Source organism: Rhizobium sp. WSM4643 (assembly GCF_025152745.1).
GTDB classification, from domain to species: Bacteria; Pseudomonadota; Alphaproteobacteria; order Rhizobiales; family Rhizobiaceae; genus Rhizobium; species Rhizobium leguminosarum_I.
The window spans coordinates 2726306-2749213 of the sequence record NZ_CP104040.1; the positions used below are offsets into that span (position 1 = coordinate 2726306).

Here is a 22908-nt window from a genome sequence, read left to right on the forward strand (position 1 = left end):
CGTGAACGCGCGGCAATTTGCCATTGCCGTGCTTTGCGCTACGTCACTCACATTTCGATGAGGGAGGAATTTCAATGGAATATCGTCTGCTCGGCCGTTCCGGCCTGAAGATCTCGACTTTGACCATGGGCACGATGACCTTCGGTGGCGTCGGCTGGGCAAAGACCGTCGGCGACCTCGGCGTCGCCGAGGCGCGCAAGATGATCGACATATGCATCGATGCCGGCATCAACCTGATCGACACTGCCAATGCCTATTCATCGGGCGAATGCGAAAACATCATCGGCGATGTGCTCGGCGGCAAGCGGCCGCAGGGCGTGTTGCTTGCCACCAAGGCCCGCTTCAGCATGGGCGACGGCCCGAACGACCAGGGCCTGTCGCGCTACCACCTGATCCGCGAATGCGAGGCGAGCCTCAAGCGCCTGAAGACCGATGTCATCGACCTCTACCAGGTGCATGAATGGGACGGGCAGACGCCGCTGGAAGAGACGATGGAAGCGCTCGACACCCTGATCAGGCAGGGCAAGGTGCGTTACGTCGGCTGCTCGAATTATTCAGGCTGGCACATCATGAAGGCGCTTGGCATCGCCAACGAGCACCGGTACCAGCGCTTCGTCAGCCAGCAGATCCACTATACGCTGGAAGCGCGCGACGCCGAATACGAGCTGCTGCCGATCTCGATCGACCAGGGTCTCGGCGTGCTGGTCTGGAGCCCGCTCGCCGGCGGCCTACTCTCCGGCAAGCATCGCCGCAACCAGGCAGCCCCCGAAGGCACGCGCCAGTTCGCCGGCTGGACCGAACCGCCGATCCGCGACGAGAACCGCCTTTGGAACATCGTCGAGACGTTGGTCGCGATCGGCGAAGAGCGCGGCGTTTCGGCGGCACAGGTGGCGCTCGCCTGGCTGATCGGCCGCAAGGCCGTGACCTCGGTCATCATCGGCGGCCGCACCGAAGCCCAGTTCCGCGACAACATCGCCGCTGCCGAGCTGAAACTCACGGACGACGAACGCAAGCGCCTCGACGCGGTCAGCTTGCCGCCGGTGATCTATCCCTATTGGCATCAGTTGAACACGGTTAGCGACAGGCTTGGTGAAGCCGACCTGGAGCTTTTCGGCCCGCATCTCCAGCAATAGGCGATAGCGGATCCGGCATTGCACGGCGGAAGACAAAGCATGTCGCGCGAAAGTGTGCAGCGGTTTCGCGACCACGACATGCTCAATCAAAGACCTAAAGTGTGGCAGGCGAATCTGAAAGATCGCGCCATACTTTAGCCGTCACAAAAGATGCGCTTTCGCCGTGTTATCGTAAGACCCCGCCACTCCCGCGAGGTTCTCCATGCTGAAGAATTACAAGGTCCTGAAGGGTACGGCGAGCGCACTCGCCCTCGACGACGACAACGATCCGCACATCGAGATCCGCATTGAGGCGAACGGCGTCAGCCACCGCATCGCGCTCAACGTCCGCTCCAAGGAATCGCCGCACGACTTGCTCTACGCCAATATCGTCGATTTCAAGCACCCGGCGCTGACCGAGGCGCTCGAAGCCCTGCCGATGGGCCTGACCGACATCCGCAAGGACCGTCCGGAGCTTGCCATCGACTATGTCCGCGGCGGGCTGATCGAGCGCGAGGACATGAATGTCGCGCCCTTTCAGCTCACCGGCCCGAAGAACGACCTGCGTGACTTCATCGAGCCGATCGTCCAGGAAGGCATTGTCGATTCCGACGTACACTTCTACGCCTTCGGCGAGGCCTGGGGGCCTGAGAACAACAAGCCGGACCAATATTTCGACTTCGAACCGGGCAACGGCATCCACGACATCCACATGAACCAGGGCGATGGCGGCAGCTTCAAGGCCACCAACGGGCCGAACCAGGATGGCGCCCTGCTCGTCCATTTCAATGATACCGACGAATGGGCGGCGATCTTCCTCTGCTTCCAGTCGCAGAACTGGAACACCGATGCGCTGACCGGTCATCCGCTTTCCGACAGCCGCGGCGGCCAGGGCCGCGGCGAAGGCACACGCCGGCCGCAGCCGATCGTCGCCTCGTCGCTGCGCATCGTCGCCGCGCTGATCAACCCGGTAAACGGCGAAGGCGGCACCGAGGCCGAAACGGTAACGATCATCAACCGCTCCGACATGGAGGCATCGCTCGACGGCTGGAAGCTGGAGGACGAAAACGGCAGGAGCCAGACGCTGTCGGGATCGCTTAGCGCCGGCGAGTTGCGCACCATAGCGCTCGATGCCGCAGCCGGCGGCCCGCAGCTTGCCAACAGGGGCGGCGACATCATCCTTCGCAATGCTGACGGCGCCGTGGCCGACCGGGTCGGCTACGGCAAGAGCGAGACGGCGAACGAAGGTTGGACGACGATCTTCTGATTGGCGCCCTGGCTGCCTGGTTTGCAAAACGGGGAGCCTATGGAGCTGTATGGCTTGTGCCACATGTTGCTCTTCGTATGCGCTCAGTGCATTCGCGGCTCTCTGCCGCTCACCCCCTCAACCGGCTGCCGCCACCTCTCCCCGCTGGGAGAAGAGATTCGCGGCAACGCCTCGCCTCCTCGAAAGCGTTCGTTATGTAAGCGAAAGCTTACGGCTTGGTTCCCTCTTCTCCCCAGCGGGGAGAAGGTGGCCCGAAGGGTTGGATGAGGGGGCCGCACGGCACGCCCTCTCCTCAACCTCTCACGTCAGCCGCCGATTTCGGCCGAGATCAGCGCGCTCAGGCGACCAATGCCGTCCTCGATCATCTGCTCGTTGGCGCAGGAGAAGCTGACGCGGAAGGTGTTGGCGCCCGAACCATCGGCGAAGAACGCCTTGCCGGGCACGAAGGCGACCTTGGCGGTTTCGAGTGATTTCGCCAGCAGCTTGGCGCCGTCCATGCCCTCGGGCAGCGTGATCCAGATGAACATGCCGCCCTCCGGCTTCGTCCAACTGGTGCCTTCCGGCATGTATTTGTCAAGTGCGGCCAGCATGCAGTCGCGGCGCTTGCTGTAGGCGGCCTTGATCTTGGCGACCTGCGCATCGAAGCCGCGCTCGGCGACATCTGATATCGCCATCTGGTTGATCGTCGAAGAATGCAGGTCGGCCGCCTGCTTCATCAGCACCAGCTTGCGGATGACGGGCGCGTTTGCGACGATGAAGCCGACGCGAAGACCGGGTGCCAGCGTCTTCGAGAAGCTGCCGCAATAGATCGTGCGCGTATCGTTGATATGGCCCTTCTCGGCGATCTCGAGCGCCAGGATCGGCGGGATCGGATCGCCGTCGTAACGCAGCGACTGGTAGGCCGCATCCTCGATGAGGGCGATGTCGAGATCTTCTGCCAGTGCCAAGACCTTTTTGCGGCCGTCGAGATCGACGGTCTCGCCGGTCGGGTTGGAGAAGTCGGCGGAAAGATAGGCGAACTTCACCTTGCCGCCGGCAGCGGAAGCGGCCGCGCGGTAGGACTCGGGCGTCCGATTACCGTTCGGCGTCAGCTGGTCGTAGGCTGGTTCATAGGCGTTGAAGGCCTGCAGCGCGCCGAGATAGGTCGGCCAAGTCACGAGTGCGGTGTCATCAGGCGACAGGAAGAGCTTGCCGAGATAATCGAGACCCTGCTGCGAACCGGACACGATGAAGACATTGTCGAGCTCGCAAGGGATGCCGAGAGCCGCCATCTGCCCGACCAGCCATTCGCGCAGCGGCTTGTAGCCCTCGCTGACCGAATATTGCAGCGCCGAATTGACGGCTGCGCCGTCGAAGATATCGGCATAGGCCTGCTTGAACTCTCGATCCGGAAACAGCGCCGGATCAGGAATGCCGCCGGCAAAGGAGATGATGTCGGGCCGGTCGAGAAGCTTCAGGAGCTCGCGGATTTCGGATGCGCGCATGCGCGACGAGCGCGACGCAAACATGGTGTCCCAGTTCAGCATGAAGTTTCCTCGTATTTTCTATACCGCCGACAAATCATGCCGCGGAAATTATGTCAATAATACTGACCTATTTTCTTGTCATAGTGACAAGTGTAGACTCCGTCCGATATCAAGGCGCTCGATCCAGAATTTGCTGCTCGATGTCAGCCCCATCAAGCGATTATTCCGCTGATCAAAGCCGAACCGGCTGATTCAGACCTTTCCAAGACCGGCTCGGCGGCGCTAGTGTCGCCGCCACTATTCAATGTACTATCAAGGTGCCAGCAATGACCGTGACGTCGGCCTCTCCTGAAATCAAAATCGAACTCCACAAGTCCCCCGTCTCCGACGCCGACCGCTTCCAGGCACTGGCGACGCCCGGCTTCGGCAAGGTCTTCACGGATCATATGGTCCTGGCACGATGGACTGCCGACAAGGGCTGGCACGATACGAAGGTTACGCCGAGGCGTCCCTTGGAGCTCGACCCTGCGAGCGCCGTGCTGCACTACGCTCAGGAAATCTTCGAAGGCATGAAAGCCTACAAGGCAGATGATGGCCGGATCCTGCTCTTTCGGCCTGAAGAGAACGCCCGCCGCTTCATGCAGTCGGCAAACCGCATGGCGATGCCTCCCGTGCCGGAAGAACTCTTCCTGAAGGCGGTCGAAGAACTGGTCCGCGTCGACAAGGCCTGGATTCCGTCCGGCGACGCCAGCCTGTACATTCGCCCCTTCATGTTCGCCAACGAGGCGTTTCTCGGCGTTCGTCCGGCTCAGGAATATATCTTCTGCATCATCGCCTCTCCGGTCGGCGCCTACTTCAAGGGCGGCGCGAAGGCCGTCTCCCTTTGGGTCGAGACCGAATACACCCGTGCAGCCAGCGGCGGCACGGGTGCGGCAAAATGCGGCGGAAACTACGCAGCCAGCCTCGTGGCGCAAGCCGAAGCGTCGAAGAAGGGTTGCGATCAGGTCGTCTTCCTGGACGCCGCAGAGCACCGCTGGGTCGAAGAACTCGGCGGCATGAACATCTTCTTCGTGATGAACGATGGATCAGTAGTGACCCCGCCCCTTGGCGGCACGATTCTGCCGGGCATCACCCGGGCCTCCGTGATCGTACTCGCCGAAGAAAGGGGCTTGCGCGTCGAGCAGCGCCCCTACTCGTTCGCGGAATGGCAAGACGACGCTGCCAGTGGCAGGCTCGCCGAAGCCTTCGCTTGCGGCACTGCCGCAGTCCTGGCGGGCATCGGCCTGGTTCGACATGCCGGCGGCGAATTTCCAGTGGGAAACGGACAGACCGGCAAGTTGACCGGCGAACTGCGCCAGCAGCTCGTCAGTCTGCAGAAGGGCGTAACGAACGATGAGCACGGCTGGACGCGCCTCATCCCGGCCTGAAATCCGGACGTTCCACACCAACGGCGGCGTCAGCACCGACATGGTGGACGCCGCTTTCCGCCTCGCCCGGAAAAGCCGTCGGGCTGGCGATCTATTCCGCCCTCGTCGGAGTTCGTTTCGATCTGCACGATACACTGCGTATGTTCTTCGAGCCGACAGCCATTAAGCAATCCGCGGATCGCTTTCGAAACGGACGCCGCCCGGTTTTTTGGGGCCGAGTCAGCCGGGAAAAACCATCGTCAACTTCCCATTTGGCGACAGAAATAGTACCGACGCCAAAACGGTTCGCCATTGACCGATGCCAAGTGATTTCTTACTGTTTATTAATCGATAGAGGAAAGGTAAGAATGGCCACCGCAACCCTCTCTACAAAATTCCAGATCTCCATTCCCAAGGAAGTGCGCGAACAACAACACTGGTCGGCGGGACAGGAATTCGTGTTCATTCCCAAAGGCAAAGGCGTATTGCTGATGCCGGTCCCGACGCTTGCCGATCTTCGCGGCATCGCCGAAGGTGCAGACAAGACAAACTACCGCGACCGGAACGACCGTTTCTGATGCGCGTGATCGACAGCTCCGCATGGATAGAATGGCTGACGAAAAGTGCTGCTGGAATCCAGCTGCAGGCCGAAATCCCGGAACGCGATCAATGCATCGTTCCGACGATCGTGCAGCTCGAGCTTTCCAAATGGCTGGCACGCGAAAAGGACGAGGAAGCCGTCGACAGCTTCATCGCTTATACCGCAACATGCATGGTTGTTTCTCTCGACACGACGCTTGCTCGCCGTGCTGCCGAAATATCGGCAGCCCATAAACTCGCCACCGCCGATGCGATCATTTATGCAACCTCCGAGCGCCTCGATGCCGATATCCTGACCTGCGATGCCCATTTCAAGGATCTCGAACGCGTCATCTATATCGATAAAAAAGACTGATCCGCATGTGACCCAAGCCCTCGACGGCTGGGCACAACGCTTCTATCACAAACCGGGAAATGATAATCTGGCATCTGGAATGGCTGAAAACCGGCATGTGCAGGCGGCACCGAATCCAATGGCGAAAATGACGATCTCGCTTCCGGATAATCTGGCGGAATACGTCGAAAACCGTGTCGCAAGCGGCAGATACAGCAGTGCTGACGCATTCCTGGCAGAGCTCATTCTGAAGGACCAGCTCCATCACAAGCTTGACGACGACGAACTGCGCAACATCCTGAGACAGGCTGAGGAAAGCGGCCCGAGCGATCGACGCATTCCCGACATCCTGTCGGAAACGAAGGCGAAGCTGCGTGACAATAGCCTATAGGCTGACCCGAAAGGCGGACGCGGTGCTATCAGGCATCGACGAATATGCTTGCCTCAACTTCGGCGAGGCGCAGGCAGACGCCTATCTTCTCGACTGGGACAGGATTTTCGTGCTTCTTTCCCATGCTCCCTCCATGGGAGAAGAGTGCGACGAACTCGGCGTCGGCCTTCGCCGCCTCCTCCACATGCGCCACGTCGCCTTCTACCGGGTGACATCGGCAGGGATTGTCGTCATTGACATCATCGACGCGGACCGGCTTCCCGAAAGACATCTTCAATCCAACCAACGCCCGCGATCGGCCGAACAGCATGCCTCTTGAGCGCACCTTTTACTTCTATGAGGAAAATGCCGAGACCTACGCCAACCGGGCGCGCGGCCTGCCAAAGCAGCAGCTCGATGCCTTTCTCGCTGGGCTTGCGCCGGGTGCGGCCATCCTCGAACTCGGCTGCGGCGGCGGGCAGGACAGCGCCTACATGCTGGCGCACGGTTTCGACGTGACGCCGACGGATGGCTCGGCCGAGCTTGCAAGAAAGGCCGAAGTGCTGATCGGCAGGTCGATCAGGGTCATGTTGTTCCAAGAGCTCGACGCCGATAGCGCCTTCGACGGAGTCTGGGCACAGGCAAGCCTTCTCCACGTCCCGAGGCCCGAGCTGCCCGCCGTCTTCGCCCGCATCCGGCGTGCCCTGAGGACGGGCGGCATCATTCACGCGACATTCAAGGCAGGCGATGCGGAAGGCCATGACGGCTTCGGTCGTTATTACAACTACCCCTCAGCCGAATGGCTGTCGGAGCTTTTGACGAAGGGCGGCTGGCGGAATATCGCCATCAGCGAAAGCGACGGCGGCGGCTATGACGGCAAGCCGACCCGCTGGCTCGTGGTGGGCGCGCAACGATAAAGGCCAGAGCTTCCGCCCTATGTTCGGCACGCAGTTCTTGGCGCCGTCGCGATTTCAGGTGAAAACGCCGCTCCCCCTCCGTCAATAGAGAACAAACCCTTCTCCTTGAGTGTGTTGGCTCCCAGTCGTTTCGTGTCGGCTGAGACATCGAGAAACTCGCGCACGATCGTCGGATTTTTCTTCTTCAGCGGGAACCGAAAACCATCAAGGGGGTTCGATCACAATCTGACGAAGCCGGCTATAGCTGAACATGCCGCAGGTATCTCAAAAGCGGACGAGGATTGGACGGGGAGATACCAAAGATCTCTTGTTGACCACCTGTCTCCCAGGATGGATTGCCCGTTCGCTCGCCAGAAGCGGAATTCACCGAATGAGCCAATTGGCAGACATGAAGAACGCCGAACTTCTCAAACTCTCGGGGATCGGCCCTCGGTCCGTTGAGCAGATACGGTCGGCTGTTAGAAAATTCAAGCGCAACCGAACACACATCTCGGCGGCGCATTCTAAGGAATGATCGACGCTGCGGATTGGAGTAAGGAATGAATGAGAAAGCTCGACTGGAAAGCGACATCGCAGCCCTGAGGCCATGGTTTCACAATCTGCGAATTAACGGCGTTCAAACCGCGCCGGATCATTTCCTCGGTGACTATCCGTCCTTCAAATGGGCACACTTTCAGCAGGTTGTGCCTGAAGATCTCAACGGATGCAGCGTTCTGGACATCGGCTGCAACGCCGGGTTCTACTCGCTTGAAATGAAAAGAAGAAATGCCGGGCGGGTCGTCGGAATCGATTCCGACCCGCATTATCTCAGGCAAGCTGAGTTCGCAGCCAGAGAGACAGGTGAGGATATCGAGTTCAAGCTGATGTCGGTGTACGAGGTGGAAAAACTCAGGGAGAGATTTGACCTGGTCCTTTTCATGGGTGTCCTTTATCACCTGCGGCATCCGCTACTGGCACTCGACCTTCTGCATGAGCATGTTGTCGGCGGAAAGATGCTGTTTCAATGCATGCAGCGGGGTGAAGAGGAAGTCGCGGCACTCGAGGAAAATTACGACTTCTCCGACGCGACAATATTTGAGCAGCACGGCTTTCCGAAGCTTTATTTCGTGGAAGAACGTTACGCCGGCGACCCCACCAATTGGTTCATTCCGAACAAGGCGGCAGTCGAAGCGATGCTGAGAAGCGCTGGGTTTGTCATTCGTGCAAATCCGGAACGGGAAGTTTATCTGGTGGAACATGGGACGCGCCATCCCATGGCGGAACCGCCTCCGGCACTTTGCTGAAGAAATTCAGGTCCAAACCGCTTCTGCAGTCAAATATCGATCAATTGGGGCAGGCGGTCCAGGTAACGTTTGATGGTGCGTTCAATGCGCGCTGTCTCGGCGCAGTCGACGCTGCCCCTAGCCTGCGACCACAGTCCTATCTGAAAACCGAGATAACAAGCCTCAAAAAACCTGAGTACATCGTCGCGCAAGTCGCAATCCGCTTGCCGAGCGACGAGATCGGCAAGACGTTCGCGCTCCTTGCTCGACAGTTCGAACTCCACGCAAGCACCCACGACGTCCCAGGCGATGTCCTGGCACCCAATCAGATCATGGGCCGCATTGTGGTCGAGCGCATCCGTTTTTATGATCCGCCCGGTGGTGCTCGTCAGCCATTCCCATGGGTGAAGCCGGTTGTCCGTATCGACCCGTCGCAATCGTCCGGCTAGCCGCTCGGGCATGCCTATTGCGCGCCTCAATATTTCTGCTGTGTTCGATCCTGCCGCTTCCGCGATATTGAAAATTGCCATTTCGCAAAGTTTCTGGATCGACGCGCCGCCGTTTCGTGCCGGGAGGTGACGGGCCCGAAAACCAAGATAACGTCCGAGGTGATCCACCATGTGGCGCCTGCCTACACCGCTATTGTCGAGGGGCGTTCCATCTATCCATTCTTCGATGATGAATCCGTAACAGGTGCCCGCAATCCTCGGAATAAAGCCGGCTTCGCTCAGCAAAGAGCCTCTGCGCGCCTTGTCCACGTCGCTCCCGCAAAGCCCGGCAAACTTGACGTGCCAGGATTCTCCTTCGGCTTCCATCAGGAACTTGCGTTTTTCCATCTGCATGTGGCTCGGCGGCCAATGCGAAGGATCGCGATACCGAACGCCGCGCCATGCGCCACCGGACAGATCCCGCCACGACGATCTCGCAACGCTGACGACATCGGCCGCCCATGTGTGCAGCCGATGTTTTGGGTCTTGGGCCTTCAGAGTAAGATCATCGAAGCTGACGACATGGCGTGGTCGGTCTCGCCAACGGGTCAGATGCGTCTTGCTCGCATGCGGACCCGGCTCACCGGCGTGACTTGGGAAAAAGTGAAGCCGACCGGACGCCACGCCATTCGCCTGCAACCAGTCCCCGACACAGCCGAACGAACTCCCCGATAGCCCCGGCCCCTCATCGACGATAGCAAAATCGGTATCGGGATGGGCAAGGATGCGCTTGGAAAAATCGGGCGTAGCATTTACCTGCCGCTCGAACGGGTGGCCCGTCGGCCGCAGCGAATAGGCAGGCTCGGCACCCAAGGCTGCGGAAACCATGGCCGCCAGTCCGGTCCCGATGCTCCGTATCCCGATGACGACCGTCTGAGGCGTTAGTTTCGAGATCGAAGCCGCTTCGATATAGCTCTCGGGATACAAAGCATAAAAGGCGTAGCCCTCTGCCCGCGTCATCCTTACCGGATCGGTGCTGTCCAAAGATTCGAGTTTGGCTGTCCAATCTTTTGGAAAGGACAAAATCCCGCCAAATCCGTCTCGCCACGACTGCATGACCTCCCGCGCCTGCATGAGCAAAAGTTTCGCGCCGGCGTCCTGAAGCTCGGACACATCGTCGGCGCCTTTTTTCCCGAATTCTAGATCGGCCAGTGCCTGGACCAATTCTCCGGTCAGGATGAACGCCTGGACTAGAGTTTCGTGGCGCTGACGGCTTGGCTGCATTTCGATACACGCCATCATCAATCCTCTGATCGATGCGCGCACTGCTGCTGCGCTCTCGATGTGCTCGACATCGCCATAGACCAGCATCCGGTCCTCCTCTTTGCCACGTTGCCTGCCCGAACTGGCTGGATGATCGTTAGTCGCAATTGAAAAAATCGGAAGAACCGGGAACCGTTGCGGCTCCCGCTTGTTAGCTTTGTAGATGCCTCAGAAAGCAGCCCCTGGAGGGAACCATGCGTTCGAAATCCATTCGCGTTGGATTGGTGGGAGTTGGCAATTGCGCCTCGTCATTGGTTCAAGGACTTACATACTATGATAACGCCCGGGAAAACGAGCCGGTTCCAGGCCTCATGCATACTGATCTCGGCGGCTATCACGTGCACGATATTGAGATATCCTGCGCCTTCGATGTTGCCGCTTCAAAGGTAGGGCGGGATGTCGCGGAAGCGATCTACGCCGAGCCGAACAACACTCACCGTTTTGCAGATGTCGCTCCGATTGGCGTGGAGGTGAGACGCGGGAGGACGATGGACGGGATAGGGAAGTATCTTCAGGATCGGATCGAGGAATCGACCGAGCCTTCAGCGAACGTGGCGGAAATCCTCAGGCAAAGCCAGACGGAAGTGCTAATTTCCTATCTTCCCGTTGGCTCGGAAGAGGCAACGAAGTGGTACGCCGAACAGGCGCTGGCGGCAGGTTGCGCCTTTATCAATTGCATTCCGGTATTCATAGCCTCCAAACCGGAATGGCAGCAGAAGTTCGCTGCCCGAAAGCTGCCGATCATCGGCGACGATATCAAGAGCCAGGTGGGAGCAACGATCGTCCACAGAATGCTCGTCAATCTCTTCCGCGAACGGGGCGTCCGTGTGGACCGCACCTATCAGCTCAATTTCGGCGGAAACACCGATTTTCTCAATATGCTGGAGCGCGAGCGGCTGGAATCGAAGAAGATCTCCAAAACCCAGTCGGTCACCAGCCAATTGGATATTCCGCTTCCAGCAGACGATGTACATGTCGGACCGAGCGACCATGTCCCTTGGCTCACCGATCGGAAATGGGCTTATATCAGGCTTGAAGGCACCACTTTCGGCGGCGTGCCGCTCAACGCAGAGCTCAAGCTTGAGGTGTGGGACTCCCCCAATTCCGCTGGCGTGGTCATCGATGCGATACGCTGCGCGAAATTGGCCCTCGACCGAGGCGTTGGCGGAGCCCTGACAGGGCCGTCGAGCTATTTCATGAAATCGCCGCCGCAGCAGTTCACTGATTACGAGGCCCGCCGGCGAACGCAGGATTTCATCGATGACCTGGAGGATGTTTTGCGCGGGGCCGCGGAATGACGGTAACGTTCTTCCTGGTCCGCCACGCCGCCCACGACAATGTCGGGAATTTCCTGGCCGGCTGTACGGCCGGGATTTCGCTTGGCGAAGCCGGCCGCTCGCAAGTTCAGCGTCTCGGGCAGAGGCTGCGCCGCGAGGACATCACTGAGATCTACACCAGCCCGCGCGAACGTACACGGGAGACGGCAGAAGGTATCGCATCGGCCTGTGGTCTGTCTCTACCGCAAACAGACAATGCTTTGGACGAGGTGAATTTCGGCGACTGGTCCGGAAAGACGTTCGAAGTCCTTAATGACGATCCTCTGTGGCGGCGCTGGAATACCACACGTAGCCTCACCCGCACGCCAGGAGGCGAGACGATGCTGGACGTTCAAACTCGGATCTTCGGCCTAATGGAGACTTTGGCCAGCGGCGGTGACAAAAACCGAATAGCTCTGGTCTCTCATGCCGATGTCATCAAGGCGGGTGTGAGTCACGTCCTAGGATTGCCGATCGATGCTTGGCCCAGATTTGATATTGCGCCCGCCTCCGTCACGACAGTTGTGATCGGTGACTGGGGTGCAAAAGTGATGACGCTCAACGAAGTGACCTTATAACCCGTTCGTTAAATCCTGCCCGGGGAAGTCAAATGATCGAAGCTGCAATGATCTGGAACGAGCCGAACAACAAATCGCACTGGGATCCGGAAATCGATCCTGAATGGAGCCTATTTGCGCAAATGGCAATCCTCGCCGCCGATGCCATCGGAGCCAAGAATCCGGAACTGACGAAGGTACTCGGCGGGATATCTCCAATCGACCCCCTCTTCATCAGCCGCATGAAAAATTACGGCGTGCTCGATCACCTCGATGCCGTCGCGCTGCATGGATTCCCGCTCGACTGGAACCTCTGGCAGATCCATGAGTGGCCGGAGAAGATCAACGAAATTCGCGCTGTCACCGATCTGCCGATCTGGGTCAGCGAAGTGGGTGTCTCGACATTCGGCGCCGAGGAAGTGCAGTTGTGGGGTTTGCAACGAACTGCCGAGTTGCTCAAGGGTAAAGTCGAGCGCTTACAATGGTACAGCCTCTACGACCTCCCCCGATCATGGGAGGCAACCACCCGTCATCGCGAAGCCGAAGGCTCCTCCTATTACCGGCACTACTATATGGGCATTCTGCGTGAAGACGGAACGCCCAAACCGGCGCTTGAGGAGTTTGCCAAACACACGCCGGATTTCGGGCTGGTGCAATGGTTCCACTTCGAAGACCCGCGGCTGGATGAAGCCGCCGCCTGGATGAAGCGCTTGGGAGTAAAATCTGTGCGCACCGGGCTTTCCTGGGCTGACCGATTCCGGCCCAATGCCCTCGACTGGTTCGACCGGCAGATGCGTGCCCTCGAAGACTTCGACGTAACGGCGACATTCTGCTTCACGCCCGAGCATAGAGGTATCGCGCCGCACCATACGAGTCCGCCTCTGGTGCCCGAAGAATTTGCCGGGTTCTGCGAGGAAATGGTTGAGCGCTACGCACCGCGCCAGGAAAGCGGACATATGTCACGCGTTGCCAAGTCAGCTGCCCGATTGCTGGGCCTCGAATCACGTGCGTCCCTCGGAGCCGGCTAAACCCAGGCTCCGGGCTATCCTGCCGATCGGCCCTCGGGAATAAGCCACCCCCTGATAGCATGCCAAGGCCGCACGAGCCCACAGGATGTAAAGTCTGAGGCTGTGCAGGAAACGGGCGATTGAAAACACCCGGTGACTCCAAAAGCTGATCCAGTAGCGCATGATGTAGACCGCCTTGCGCTGCGAAGACAGACTATGGCTGCCGGCGCGGACACGTTTGCGCGGGCGCATACCCTTACGTGGCCAGGTCAAACGGAATGAGAGGCCCTCGCGACGCTGACGGAATCCCGCAGCTTGGGTTGCTACAACAAAATCGGCGTCGACGTGAGACAGTGCGATCCTCTTGTCATCTATCCCAGCAAGGATCGCATCCAGAAGTGCTTTTGAGCGGACGATAACCACATTCGTCCCTCGTCCATCCGAGGAATAGGGCTCCTTCCAGGCATCCCCGAAAGCGATATCCGCCGTTTCTGCGACGACGTCGTCGCAGAAATTGCAGGCGGAATTCTGAAAAAAGCCCGCCCCCCAGTCCCCATCGGCCAGATGCCACCAGTCTTGGGCACGCGTATCTCCGTTTTCGAGTGTCAGTTGCGTCCGATACCAATTCGCAGGTCGATCCGGGGACTTTATCCTGTAGTCGAGCCGTTTAACCCTTCCGATATCCTCACCCATCTGCCACGCGAAGCTTTCAGCCATGCGCGCGCTTTTCATATGGCCGCAAAACAGCCCAAGCGTGAAGGCAATGCGCTCCTTCAATATTGGGTCATCGGCACAGGCTAGTCGCACCGCCTTGATGAAACAGGGAATACCAACCACGGCATACCGGCCGGGCGCCTCGCGAATGGACTGAAGCACTCCGGAAAGTTCGACTGGATAATATCGAGATTTGGCGCCGGCCTGAAGTTCCTGCAGATTGCGTGACAGCGAATAATGAAACAGGCGCCCTTCCAACTGCGGATCATCGCTCTCCTTGACGTGAGCCACACCGTCAACCAGCCCCAGGCGCAACAGCTCCGCAGCCACCCAGGTGACCATGCCCCCGGAACTGCCCTTCGAACGGTATTCCCCTTCCTCGACATGGCCGACAAAAGCAGCCTCGAAACGACCCAGTAGAGGGTCTTGGTTTTCCGCGCGGGGAAAATATTCGGCCGCCAATTCGTCCTCGTCGCGAGCCATTGGCGAAAACGGGCAAATTCGGGCAAACTCTTCATCACCGCCCTGCAACCAAGTCCGTGGGGCTGTGGGCTTCATCTGCCCGTATCGGTCGAGTCCCATGCGCACATCAGGCCGCGCTGACTTTGCGACGCAGGAGCCGCAGCCGATGCAGAGGCCGGAGGCCGCAATATCCCCGGGGCCGATGCCCGCAGTGAGATGATCCTCCTGCTGGGAGCTATTGCAAGGCATGGCTGAGATAGGCGGTGGATCTATGACGCAAGGAAGTTATTTGTTGCGAGATAGCCGCGGGAAGTGGGTTATCAAGAATAACATCTAGATGCGATGGAATCGTATCCTCGGTGAGGACATGATGCTCGGCGCGGACAAGCTGCATCAGATCGCGAATCTTGTTGGAGCGATAATCGGAGAGGACGCATGCAAACGGCTTTTCGTTGACAAGCGAAAACACGCACCCATGAAAGAAGTTCGTCACGACAGCCTTAGCGTCGGATATGAACCTGGCGAAGTCCTCCGGCCCGGCATCGATCCATTGCTCGTCGGCCCAATCGTTCCGATAGCCGATGCTGACGAGCGGATAGCCCCGATCTCCTGCCCACCGGCGCACCGCATTCTGGAACCACGTTGGAAAACTGTGCCCGTAAACGGCTATATAAGATGCCGCATCCCCGTCATCTCTGCTCGCAGTCTTCATCTGCGGAAATTGCAGACACGGGTCGAGAACGAGTTCTGGCTCCCGTCCCAGCGTCTCGCGGATGATCCGCTCCGAATGGAGATCCCGGACTGAAATATGAGAAAACTTTCGCAACTTTTCCGCCCAACCCTCCAGCCGCTCCGACGATGCCAGACTTCCAAATGTCGCGGCATAGGAGATAGTGCGCCCGCATCGCAGGCCCTCACCATAAAACACTGGATACCCGCCATACCAGGGATGGCGAAGGTTCCACACCTCGTCGCTGCCGACGACGACGAGCGAAAACTCGTCCATTGCGGCCGGATTCTCCAAGGGAAAAGGCGATGAAAGAGGTAAGCTGGCAAAGGAGTGAAAGAATTTCCGGATCTTCGCTTTATAGAGCGGGTGGTCTTCCTTCGGCGTTGCAACAGGAAGCAGCGGTTGCAGCGCGCATTGCCATTCGGCGCGGTTCACGCGATCGGACATGTGTTCCAGGAGAACGGCTTCGACTCCCATGGACGCGAGGCCTTCGGCCAGACAGCGTGCCTGCCAATAGGAGCCGTAGTTTATGCAGCGATGAAAGGTAAGAATCCCGACCTTAAGCATTTGGTCCCTGAAGCATATCGAATACCCTCCGATAACCGTTCAGTTCCAGTTCCGTTCCCAACAAACCGACGCTCGCCTCTTGGTCCGCGACGAGAAGTTCTCCTGAGAGCGCCAATTCGCATCGAACCGGAACCTGTCGCGGCGTGACGTGACCAGCCGGTGCGCGATTGCCGCCTGTTCGGGAGCCGTTTCTTCTGCATGTCGCGATGAAGTAGATAACCCCCAGCTCAGCCGGGGGTTATCAGCAGTCTGGAGGCCGGAGCTTTCACTCCGACTTTCTCATTTTATGTCACAGGACCGCTTAGTTGACCGACTTGTCGACCAGCTTGTTCTTGCCGATCCAGGGCATCATGCCGCGCAGCTTGGCGCCGACTTCCTCGATCTGGTGGCTGTCGTTCAGGCGGCGGATGCCCTTGAAGCGCGAGCCGCCGGCGCGGTATTCCTGCATCCAATCGGACGTGAACTTGCCGGTCTGGATGTCCTTGAGGACACGCTTCATCTCGGCCTTGGTCTCGGCGGTGATGATGCGCGGACCGGAGACATATTCGCCCCATTCGGCCGTGTTGGAGATCGAGTAGTTCATGTTGGCGATGCCGCCTTCATAGATCAGGTCGACGATGAGCTTCACTTCGTGCAGGCATTCGAAATAGGCCATCTCAGGCGCGTAACCGGCTTCAACTAGCGTTTCGAAACCAGCGCGGATGAGCTCGACCAGACCGCCGCAGAGAACGACCTGTTCGCCGAAGAGGTCGGTTTCGCACTCTTCGCGGAAGTTGGTTTCGATGATGCCGGAACGGCCGCCGCCGACACCGCAGGCGTAGGAGAGCGCCAGTTCAAGCGCATTGCCGGACGCGTTCTGGTGAACGGCAACGAGGCAAGGAACGCCGCCGCCCTTCTGGTATTCGCCGCGGACCGTGTGGCCCGGGCCCTTCGGTGCGATCATGACGACGTCGACCGAAGCCTTCGGCTCGATGAGGCCGAAATGAACGTTGAGGCCGTGAGCGAAGGCGATTGCCGCACCGTCACGGATGTTGCCGGCGATGTCAGCCTTATAGATGTCGGCCTGCAGTTCGTCCGGGGTGGCCATCATCATCAGGTCTGCCCAGGCGGCAGCTTCGGCAACCGTCATGACCTTGAAGCCGTCGGCTTCGGCCTTCTTGACTGTGGGCGAACCGGCCTTGAGTGCGATGACGACGTTCTGGGCGCCGCTGTCCTTGAGGTTCAGCGCATGGGCACGGCCCTGCGAACCGTAGCCGATGATGGCGACCTTCTTGGCCTTGATGAGGTTGAGATCGGCATCACGATCGTAATAGACGCGCATTTGAAGTTCCTTCCCTTTGCTTGTCTTGTTGACTGTCATTAAAGCGGAATCAGCCGAGAACCGGCATCTCCGCCAGAACCTTGTCCGTGCCATAGAGCCTGAGGAAGGCGGTGACCGCCCTCTCCGCCTGGCGTGCGGTATCCTTGAGGCCCGGTTCGCCGAGCAGCATGCGCACATGCAGGTCGGAAACAACAAGGCCATAAAGCGTGTGATAAGCCTCGTCGGCATCGGAAAAACGCAGGAGCCCTGCCCGCTTCCCGGCATCGATCAGCGCCATGGCGCGCCGGTCGATCTGGCGGCGGCCGCGCTCGAGCAGCAGCTTGCCGAGTTTCGAGCCGTCGCGGTTGGACTGGCCGATCGCCAGCCGGTTCAGCGCCAGCGAGACGTCGCCGGCGAGCACCTCCAGCAAGTCACGCGCAAAAATGACGACATGGTCGTGCAGGCTCGCCGCCGTCAGCCGCTCGCCATTGCGCTCGAAGGTGCGCACCTTGCTCGCCTGATAGGCGATCATCGCAGACAGCAGCCCGTCGCGATCACCGAACCACTTATAGAGGCTTTCCTTCGAACAATTGGCGGCGCGCGCCACACCCGAAGTCGTCAGCGCCTTCTCGCCGCCATCGACGAGCAACTGCAACGCCTGCTCCAGAACGGCGTTCTGGCGCGGCGAAAATTCGCTCGGCTCTGCGGTATCGACGGACACGATCATGGCTCCCATATACGTACCGTACGGTACGGTTCGTGAGACTTATGCGATAAACCGATCAGCTCGTCAAGAAGTCCTGATGGTTTTTTTAATAGGGGAAACCGCGATGAAACACCAGAATTGGATAGGCGCGAATCCTCGGCGATCGCATAATGTCGCGCTATACCATTTGCCCGGAGGCTTCGATGTCACGCCTGTCTGCAGCTCTTCTCCTACTCGGAGCAATTCTCCTTGGCGGCTCAGGCGCTTTCGCGCAGTCCGACAGCGACGTCTATAACCGCATCGAGGAACTGCACGGCGATGCCGCGGGCTTCGACCGGCCGCTGCGCCAGCTTGTCAAGGCGATGCGCTCAGGCGACGCCGAGACCATCGCCGGCCTTGCCGAATACCCGCTGACGGTCAAGGCCAACGGCGAGACCTACGATGTCGAGAACGCTGAGGATTTCATCGACAATTTCGACGATCTCGTGATGCCGGGAACGCGCCGCGCCGTCGGGCGCCAGCAATACGAGGATCTCTTCGTCAATAGCGACGGCGTCATGCTGGCCGGCGGCGCCGTCTGGATGGGCGCGATCTGCGAGGACAACAGCTGCGAGGCGAGCCATTGGGCGATCATCGCGATCAACAATTAAAATCCGGCGACGAGGAAAAGCCGATGAAATACCAGATAGCCGCCGCGGTCATGATTGCAGCTCTTGTCGTCGCAGCCAATGCGCGGGCCGCCGAGACCCGCTGCGGCTGGATCGAGAATCCGACGCCCGCCAACTGGTGGCTGGAGGACGCGGAGAACACTTGGACGATCATGACCCAGGGCGACGATGCCGGCGAGGTCGAAGGCATGGAGCTGATCCCCGACATCTCCGAACATGATTACGTCAGGACCAACGGTACTTACGGCTATGCCTGCGCCTGCGTGAGTGTGGAAACGGATGGCAAGGACCGCATCACCCGCATCCTCTCCTTCCGCCAGCTAAAGCTCGCCAAATGCCGTGCCGACAGGGCCCTGAAATTCCCCGGCTGACCAATCCCATCACCCGAAGACCAGATGGCGGCCGCGATCATGCGCCAATCGCCAGAGGCAATCGGTCCCCGAAGAGCCCCGACCTATGAAGCCCCGGCGCAACCGGTGGGAATCGAGAGAGGCTCTGCCGGCATCGCCTTGTCGATCGCGTAAAGCTTCGCGAAACCCGCATCCTCGATCAGCGTCAGGCCCGCCGGCATGAAGGTGCCGACATAGCGGTCGGGGAGATCGGCATTGGCAACGAGGATGAAATCGAAACGTCTGCGCCAGTCCGACAGATAGGGCGTGAAGCCTTTATATTCCTGCATCATTGCCGGGCATGAAAGCACGCCGATCGACAGCAGATTGCCCTCGGGAACCGCAATCTCAGACCATGGTGTCAGAACCGATAGCGGCTGCTTGCCTTTTGCGGTGAAGAGCGTCGGCACGAAGGCATGCGAGAAGGGCACAGCAAGCGTCGGCAGGTGCCAGAAAGTTTCCTCTCTCATGAAAAAATACCGGCTGGAGTAGGCAAAGCCGCTCACCGTCTCGGAGTCATGCTCCAGAGGCAGAACGGCTGCACCGGCCGGCAGCTTTTTCAGCACAGTCTCGACGGCAGCGACGTCCTTCTGTGCCAGCCACCAGTTCCAGCCGATCCAGCCGGTACGGCCGAAGACCGCGAGATTGATGATGAGCGCCAGTAACAGCGCCTGCCGGCGCTCGAGATTGGCGAAGGGGCACACCATCGCCATGGCGACGAGCGCCGTCATGATCGGAAAGCGCCAACTGATCCACCCGGTGCCGAGCATGTGGCGAGGCGAAACACAGGAGAGCAGCAGCAGGCCGCCGGCGGCGATGGCAAGCCCCACATGTACGCGAATGTCGCCCGCGCGTGCGGCGCGCGTGCAGATCAGCATCAGCGGCAGAAGCAGCACGACATCCACCATCGGGATATAGGTAGTAACGGCGGAGAGCAAATTCATGACGATCAGGACGACGCCGTCGTTCCAGGCAAGGGCAAGGCCATTGCCACCGGCGTTGGGCAAGGCTGGCGCACGGAGATAGAGCGCCAGCAGCGGCAGGACGCAGGCGCCAAGCGCCAGTGCCAACCGGCCGGCGAGCCTGAGCAGACCCGGTTTCGATCGCACTATATCTATGCGCCAGGAAAATTCGAGGCCGCAGACGATCGCCATATAGAAGCCGAGCGAGAAGAGGTGCATCACCGTGAGCAGCAGTGCGGCGGCGAGCCGCCAGGCAAAGACCAGGGCGGGATTTTTGCCCTGCAGCCGGAGGTCGACGCATGCGAAGGCGAGCGCCATGCCGAGGCCGATCTGGAAATTGATGAAGCCGCCGATCATGGTGGCGCACCAGCTAAGCGATAGCATGGCGGTCTGCCAGTGGTGCCGTCCGCCGAAAAGCGTGCGGTGCAGACCGATCGCGCCCAATGGCGGCAGCACGATCGCCAGGAAAAGCAAAGCCCGCGCAAGCCTGTCGGCACCGACAAGCGGCCCCAGCCAAGTGGCCAGAAGATCGATCCCGACATTGGTGAAGGTGCGGTTCCAGTCGACCGCATAGATCTCAGGAAACGGCTGCTCGCCGATCCCGCCCGAAAGGAGCCAGATACGGGCGTAATGATTGGGGTAATCGAGAATTGGCGGAAAGGGAAAAAGGAGAACCAAAGCCGCGGCAAGTCCGACGAAAGCGACGATCGCAACGGTGGAGTCCTGTCTGGCAATCAATTTCTCAGGCCCGGCTGCGGCCAAGGCAGGAGCGGCAATCCGGTCCATTATCCGATCCGGCTGTTCTTTTGCGAGCGCGGCGGCTCTTCGGATGCAAAGGCCGCATCCAGCGCCGTGCGCCTGTCGCTGGCGCTCATCTCCGAGAAAGCGACCGACAGTTCTGCATGTTCACCGCCGCGCACCATCGTCTCGACCATGAACATCGGCCGCTTCTTGCTCTCCTGCACCAGTCGGCCGAGATACTCGCCGATGATGCCGATGCAGATCAGCTGGATAGCGCTGAACGCGCTGACCGCGGCCATGATCGACGACCAGCCGGTCACCGTTTCGCCCTGCAGCCAGCGAATGAAGGTGTAGACGAGCAACGCGATCGCGACGCCGGCGCTGATCATGCCAAGCCATGTGCTGATGCGCAGTGGTGTCGTTGAAAAGCTGGTGATCGCATCCAGGGCAAAATTGATCATCTTGCGCAACGGATATTTCGTCGTGCCGGCAAAGCGGGCGTCACGCTCATAGGGGAGCGCGACCTGCTTGCCGCCGATCCAACTGACCATGCCACGGATAAAGCGATCGCGCTCCGGCATCGCCAGCAGGATATCGACGACACGCCGGCGCATCAGCCGGAAATCACCGGTATCGCGTGGGATGGTCACGGAAGCGAGCCTGGAAAGGGCGCGATAGAAAAGCGAAGCGGAGGCGAGTTTGAACCAGCTTTCGCCCTGGCGGCGCGTACGCTGGCCGTAAACAACGTCGGCGCCGCGCTCCATGATCGGCATCATCATCAAAAGCAGCTCTGGCGGATCCTGAAGATCGGCATCGATCAAAAGCACGCGCTCGCCCCGCGACACGGCAAGACCCGCCGTCGATGCCAGCTGGTGGCCATGATTGCGCAGAAGACGAATACCGAGCACCTGCGGCACATCAGCCGCCAGGTCGGAAATGATCTCCCAGGTGCGGTCGGACGAGCCGTCATCGACGAGAATGAGCTCGAAGGCATCGCCGGCAACGCTATAAGCCGCGGCGGCGGCGCGGCGGCAGAATTCACGCAGGCCCTCTTCCTCGTTATAACAAGGCGCGACGATGGAAAGAAATGGTACTGGCGTCATGCGGACATCGGGGCCTGCTGGATGTTTGGCGCCAGACTAGCGTGGAAAGGTCAAACATCTTTTAACGATGGGATGCCAAGTCACAAGGCCGACCTCCCCGCAGCCAGCGGGCCGTCGGTTCTCCCGACCGGACGCTGTCGGCCGCGCGGCGCGCTATTCCGCCGCCATGACCTCGCGGGCGCCGTCGACATCGCGGGCCGGCGAGGCGCCGTAGAGGCGGCTGTATTCGCGGCTGAACTGCGACGGGCTTTGATAACCGACGCGGTGGCCGGCCGTGCCCGCATCGAGGCGCTCCACCAGCATCAGCCGGCGTGCCTCGTGCAGGCGAAGCTGCTTCTGATACTGCACCGGCGTCATCGCCGTGACCGATTTAAAGTGATGATGGAAGGACGACACGCTCATGCTGACGCGGTCGGCAAGGTCTTCGATGCGCAGTGGCCGCGCGAAATTCTCCTTCAGCCATGCGACGGCGCGCGCGACCCTGTTGCTGTGGCTGTCTGCAGTGGCAATATTGATCAGCCGCGCGCCATCCGGCCCGGTCAGCACCCGGTAGAGGATTTCCTGCTCGATCAGCGGCGCCATGGCAGGAATGTCGCCTGGACGATCGAGCAAGCGCAGCAGGCGGACGGCAGCATCCAGGAGCTCCGGCGGAGCGACGTTCACCGCCATCCCGCGCTGTCCGTCAGTATCGGCGGCTGGGCGCGGAATATCGATCCGGCTGAGCAACTCCAGCAGCTTTTCCGAGTCGATTGCCAACCCCAGGCAGAGATGCGGAACCTCAGGGCTTGCCTCCGTGACGCGCCAGGCGACCGGCAGGTCGAGCGAGGTCAGCAGATAGTCCCCAGTCCCGTAGCTGATAAGTTCCGCGCCGAGGCGCAGGCTCTTGGCCCCCTGCAGGACAAAGGCAAAACAGGGCCGGTAGCTGCTGTGCAGCGGATCGCTGGGCTTGGACCGACGGCTGATGTGAAGATTGCCGATATCAGTCGCAAACTCGCCGTCACCAGCCGCGAAGCGCATCGCGATATCGACAATTTCCTGATAGGGGCTGAAGGGCAAAGTCATGCGGCAATTCTTTCTGTCAATTGTCTGACGCCGGCGATACCGCTCTTATCTAGAGTGCCTTGGCCATTTCACAAACAGGCCGGCGCCTCACTTTTGCAGGATCGTGCAAAAAGCTGAGAGGATCGCTCTAACTCTCTGC

Annotated in this window: 24 protein-coding genes; 15 read left to right on the plus strand and 9 right to left on the minus strand. The window is 59.8% G+C overall.

The genetic code is table 11. The features are described from left to right. Positions 1 to 74: 74 nt before the first annotated feature. Positions 75 to 1133, plus strand: coding sequence for an aldo/keto reductase (locus N1937_RS13800; protein ID WP_017964984.1), 1059 nt, complete (start codon positions 75 to 77; stop codon positions 1131 to 1133). A gap of 202 nt (positions 1134 to 1335) precedes the next feature. Then, positions 1336 to 2379, plus strand: a complete 1044-nt coding sequence (locus tag N1937_RS13805) for a DUF2278 family protein (RefSeq protein ID WP_260056405.1) — start codon at positions 1336 to 1338, stop codon at positions 2377 to 2379. Between the two features lie 305 nt (positions 2380 to 2684). Here N1937_RS13805 and N1937_RS13810 read toward each other — a convergent pair whose 3' ends face one another. Further along, positions 2685 to 3905, minus strand: coding sequence for an aminotransferase-like domain-containing protein (locus N1937_RS13810; protein ID WP_170260736.1), 1221 nt, complete (start codon positions 3903 to 3905; stop codon positions 2685 to 2687). Positions 3906 to 4171: 266 nt separating this feature from the next. Here N1937_RS13810 and N1937_RS13815 point away from each other — a divergent pair, with 266 nt between their 5' ends. From N1937_RS13815 to N1937_RS13845, 8 genes are all read left to right on the plus strand, one after another. Next, a complete protein-coding gene (locus N1937_RS13815; protein ID WP_260056406.1) occupies positions 4172 to 5272 on the plus strand; it encodes a branched-chain amino acid aminotransferase in 1101 nt (366 codons plus the stop codon). Positions 5273 to 5619: 347 nt separating this feature from the next. Further along, on the plus strand, positions 5620 to 5829 hold the full coding sequence (locus N1937_RS13820) for an AbrB/MazE/SpoVT family DNA-binding domain-containing protein (protein ID WP_017964988.1): 210 nt from the start codon (positions 5620 to 5622) through the stop codon (positions 5827 to 5829). After that, positions 5829 to 6206 (plus strand): type II toxin-antitoxin system VapC family toxin, encoded by a 378-nt coding sequence (locus N1937_RS13825; protein WP_260056407.1) that lies wholly within the window; start codon positions 5829 to 5831, stop codon positions 6204 to 6206. Before N1937_RS13820 ends, N1937_RS13825 begins: the two co-directional genes overlap by 1 nt. Before the next feature lie 118 nt (positions 6207 to 6324). Continuing rightward, entirely contained in the window at positions 6325 to 6576 is a 252-nt protein-coding gene (locus N1937_RS13830) for a ribbon-helix-helix domain-containing protein (protein WP_162116161.1), read from the plus strand. Continuing rightward, entirely contained in the window at positions 6560 to 6895 is a 336-nt protein-coding gene (locus N1937_RS13835) for a type II toxin-antitoxin system RelE/ParE family toxin (protein WP_162116046.1), read from the plus strand. The genes N1937_RS13830 and N1937_RS13835 overlap by 17 nt, the downstream gene beginning before the upstream one ends. Beyond that, positions 6885 to 7472: a class I SAM-dependent methyltransferase gene (locus tag N1937_RS13840; protein WP_260056408.1), complete on the plus strand. Its 588-nt coding sequence runs from the start codon at positions 6885 to 6887 to the stop codon at positions 7470 to 7472. The genes N1937_RS13835 and N1937_RS13840 overlap by 11 nt, the downstream gene beginning before the upstream one ends. A 388-nt stretch (positions 7473 to 7860) precedes the next feature. Continuing rightward, positions 7861 to 7986, plus strand: a complete 126-nt coding sequence (locus tag N1937_RS31555; RefSeq protein WP_441005661.1) for a hypothetical protein — start codon at positions 7861 to 7863, stop codon at positions 7984 to 7986. Positions 7987 to 8011: 25 nt separating this feature from the next. Then, on the plus strand, positions 8012 to 8755 hold the full coding sequence (locus tag N1937_RS13845; protein ID WP_170260739.1) for a TIGR04290 family methyltransferase: 744 nt from the start codon (positions 8012 to 8014) through the stop codon (positions 8753 to 8755). Positions 8756 to 8784: 29 nt separating this feature from the next. Here the strand turns inward: N1937_RS13845 and N1937_RS13850 are convergent, their stop codons facing one another. Further along, complete coding sequence (locus N1937_RS13850; RefSeq protein WP_260056409.1) at positions 8785 to 10533, minus strand: hypothetical protein; 1749 nt, start codon at positions 10531 to 10533, stop codon at positions 8785 to 8787. Between the two features lie 146 nt (positions 10534 to 10679). Between N1937_RS13850 and N1937_RS13855 the strand changes: the two genes are divergently transcribed. The 3 genes from N1937_RS13855 to N1937_RS13865 are packed head-to-tail and all read left to right on the plus strand — an operon-like array spanning position 10680 to position 13386. Further along, complete coding sequence (locus N1937_RS13855) at positions 10680 to 11783, plus strand: inositol-3-phosphate synthase (RefSeq protein ID WP_026154225.1); 1104 nt, start codon at positions 10680 to 10682, stop codon at positions 11781 to 11783. Then, positions 11780 to 12379 (plus strand): histidine phosphatase family protein, encoded by a 600-nt coding sequence (locus N1937_RS13860; RefSeq protein ID WP_162116041.1) that lies wholly within the window; start codon positions 11780 to 11782, stop codon positions 12377 to 12379. The genes N1937_RS13855 and N1937_RS13860 overlap by 4 nt, the downstream gene beginning before the upstream one ends. A 32-nt stretch (positions 12380 to 12411) precedes the next feature. Beyond that, the gene (locus N1937_RS13865; RefSeq protein WP_017964997.1) at positions 12412 to 13386 is read left to right on the plus strand and encodes a beta-xylosidase; all 975 of its coding nucleotides are present in this window, start codon (positions 12412 to 12414) and stop codon (positions 13384 to 13386) included. Here N1937_RS13865 and N1937_RS13870 read toward each other — a convergent pair. From N1937_RS13870 to N1937_RS13885, 4 genes are all read right to left on the minus strand, one after another. Continuing rightward, complete coding sequence (locus N1937_RS13870) at positions 13360 to 14661, minus strand: Coenzyme F420 hydrogenase/dehydrogenase, beta subunit C-terminal domain (protein ID WP_260056410.1); 1302 nt, start codon at positions 14659 to 14661, stop codon at positions 13360 to 13362. The two genes, N1937_RS13865 and N1937_RS13870, sit on opposite strands and share 27 nt — an antisense overlap. Positions 14662 to 14776: 115 nt before the next feature. Further along, positions 14777 to 15838 carry a polysaccharide pyruvyl transferase family protein gene (locus N1937_RS13875; protein WP_017964999.1) on the minus strand — a complete coding sequence of 354 codons (1062 nt, stop codon included), beginning with the start codon at positions 15836 to 15838 and terminating at the stop codon, positions 14777 to 14779. A 301-nt stretch (positions 15839 to 16139) separates the two neighbouring features. Continuing rightward, positions 16140 to 17159, minus strand: a complete 1020-nt coding sequence (gene ilvC, locus N1937_RS13880) for a ketol-acid reductoisomerase (protein ID WP_026154226.1) — start codon at positions 17157 to 17159, stop codon at positions 16140 to 16142. A gap of 49 nt (positions 17160 to 17208) precedes the next feature. Further along, complete coding sequence (locus tag N1937_RS13885; RefSeq protein WP_018074237.1) at positions 17209 to 17874, minus strand: TetR/AcrR family transcriptional regulator; 666 nt, start codon at positions 17872 to 17874, stop codon at positions 17209 to 17211. Positions 17875 to 18014: 140 nt separating this feature from the next. Here N1937_RS13885 and N1937_RS13890 point away from each other — a divergent pair, with 140 nt between their 5' ends. Further along, positions 18015 to 18494 carry a hypothetical protein gene (locus N1937_RS13890; protein ID WP_260056411.1) on the plus strand — a complete coding sequence of 160 codons (480 nt, stop codon included), beginning with the start codon at positions 18015 to 18017 and terminating at the stop codon, positions 18492 to 18494. 23 nt (positions 18495 to 18517) lie between these two features. Continuing rightward, positions 18518 to 18883 carry a DUF4087 domain-containing protein gene (locus N1937_RS13895; protein WP_222383997.1) on the plus strand — a complete coding sequence of 122 codons (366 nt, stop codon included), beginning with the start codon at positions 18518 to 18520 and terminating at the stop codon, positions 18881 to 18883. Positions 18884 to 18966: 83 nt separating this feature from the next. On the opposite strand, the gene N1937_RS13900 is transcribed toward N1937_RS13895, so the two are convergent. The 3 genes from N1937_RS13900 to N1937_RS13910 all read right to left on the minus strand — a co-directional run bounded on the left by N1937_RS13900 (position 18967) and on the right by N1937_RS13910 (position 22769). Beyond that, the gene (locus N1937_RS13900) at positions 18967 to 20649 is read right to left on the minus strand and encodes a hypothetical protein (protein WP_170255039.1); all 1683 of its coding nucleotides are present in this window, start codon (positions 20647 to 20649) and stop codon (positions 18967 to 18969) included. After that, positions 20649 to 21707, minus strand: coding sequence for a glycosyltransferase family 2 protein (locus tag N1937_RS13905; protein WP_260056412.1), 1059 nt, complete (start codon positions 21705 to 21707; stop codon positions 20649 to 20651). The genes N1937_RS13900 and N1937_RS13905 overlap by 1 nt, the downstream gene beginning before the upstream one ends. 153 nt (positions 21708 to 21860) lie before the next feature. Continuing rightward, complete coding sequence (locus tag N1937_RS13910) at positions 21861 to 22769, minus strand: AraC family transcriptional regulator (protein ID WP_033180884.1); 909 nt, start codon at positions 22767 to 22769, stop codon at positions 21861 to 21863. Between the last annotated feature and the right edge of the window lie 139 nt (positions 22770 to 22908).